Here is a 1863-nt window from a genome sequence, read left to right as displayed (position 1 = left end):
GGGCGTGTCCGATGAGGGCCTGTTCGCAGCCTACGCACAGGTTCTGGAGAAGATCGGCGACAGCAGCCTGCAGGTGATCCTCTATCACATCCCGCAGGTTTCGGGCGTTCCGCTCTCCATTCCGTTGATCAGTCGGCTGGTCGAAGCCTTCCCCGAAGCCGTGGTCGGCATCAAGGAATCTGCCGGCGATTTCAATAATATGCAGGCGATCATCGCAGCCTGCCCGGGCTTCTCGGTGCTTTGCGGCGCCGACCCGTTGCTGCTGCCCCTCCTGAAAGCCGGCGGCGCCGGCTGCATCACCGCCACCTCGAACCTCGTCGCAAATTCACTGCGCACGGTTTACGACCATGTCCATGACGAGACGAAGAGCACCGAAGTCGACGCTGCACAGGTCCGCATCAATGCCTTCCGCACGCTGTCGAATTCCTATGTCCAGATCCCGACGATCAAGGCGATGGTCGGCCTGAAGACCGGCAACGCCGGCTGGCGGCGCACGCGCGCGCCGTTGGTGCCGCTCCATGATGCTGAATATGCAGCACTCGCCGAAGGCTACGCAAAGCTGCCGTAACGGAGGAAACCATGCAATCGACAGGTTTGAAACCCGAGGAAGTTCCCGCACTGATGGACGGCATGCTCAGGGCAAACACTGCCCAGACTGGCCGCTTTGACGCCTATCTGCCCTCCCCCTGCATCCAGAACCATGCTGCCAATCTCGCGTTTCTGGCGGACGGCACGCTCACCTGCGTCTGGTTCGGCGGCACGATGGAAGGCATGGGCGACATCTCCGTTTACATGTCGCGGCTGACACCCGGAGCGGACCGCTGGTCCGAACCGGAAAAAATGTCGGACGATCCGGCGAAATCCGAACAAAACCCGTTAGTTTTCAACGCACCGGACGGCCGCGTCTGGCTGCTCTACACCTCGCAGACATCAGGTGATCAAGACGGTGCAGTTGTCAAATGTCGGATTTCCGAAGATGGCGGCAAGAGCTTTGCGGCGCCTACCATCCTCTGCGATCTGCCCGGCACTTTCGTGCGCCAGCCCGTTATCGTCAACGGCAAAGGTGACTGGCTGCTTCCGGTCTTCCGCTGCATCAGCCTGCCTGGCCAGCGCTGGAGCGGCGATGCCGACACGGCAGGCGTATTGATCTCTCGTGATGCCGGGAGAAGCTGGCAAATGAGGGAGATAGAAGGCAGCCTCGGCGCCGTGCACATGAATATCGTGCCCCTCGATGACGACAGGATGATCGCCTTCTTTCGGGATCGTTTCTCGGAGAATATCCGTGCCTCACTATCCGCCGATCAGGGTGAGAGTTGGAGCGTGCCGGAGCAGACCAATCTACCCAACAACAATTCCTCAATCCAGGCCATAGGCTTGAAAGATCGAAGAATTGCAATGGTTTACAATCATAGCAGTGCTGCTACATCGGATGCGCGGCGCCAGTCGCTCTATGACGAGATCGACAGCGACAAGGCGCCCGTCGCTGAAACGCCCGACACGACGGCGAGAAAAGCCGTCTGGGGTGTCCCGCGCGCGCCACTCAGCCTCGCCATTTCCGTTGATGAAAACGGCAGTTTTGAGCGCAAAATCGATCTCGACACCGGCGACGGCTACTGCCTGAGCAACAATTCGAAGGATATGATCAACCGTGAGTTCTCCTATCCCTCGATAATAGAGGGACCGGACGGCGCCCTTCACGTGGCCTACACTTACTATCGGCGCGCCATCAAATATGTGCGCCTTCCACTGGAATCAATTGTTTAGCGGCCAGCACGATAGCGGCAGCGCAAGGAACGGCCGAATGCGCAAAATCAGTCGGCCGTTCCTTGCGCTCATATTTTACAAATGTGCGATAGTTGATTG

The 1863-nt window shown here is 58.9% G+C and carries 2 protein-coding genes; both read left to right on the top strand.

From position 1 onward, the window contains the following. The coding region (locus tag AC1D35_RS35825) for a dihydrodipicolinate synthase family protein (RefSeq protein WP_477942719.1) at nt 1-568 on the top strand (568 nt) is incomplete at its 5' end. An 11-nt stretch (nt 569-579) separates the two neighbouring features. After that, nucleotides 580-1764, top strand: coding sequence for an exo-alpha-sialidase (locus tag AC1D35_RS35820; protein ID WP_113311903.1), 1185 nt, complete (start codon nt 580-582; stop codon nt 1762-1764). Nucleotides 1765-1863 lie beyond the last annotated feature (99 nt).

The organism is Rhizobium sp. P1_E6 (genome assembly GCF_056405875.1).
The sequence above is the reverse complement of the archived record's forward strand: the minus strand, read 5'-3'. Positions and strand labels throughout refer to the sequence as shown.

Bases quoted from the DNA above. Each gene is read 5' to 3' on its own strand.
- AC1D35_RS35820 (WP_113311903.1), top strand. From the start codon at position 580: ATGCAATCGACAGGTTTGAAACCCGAGGAAGTTCCCGCACTGATGGAC.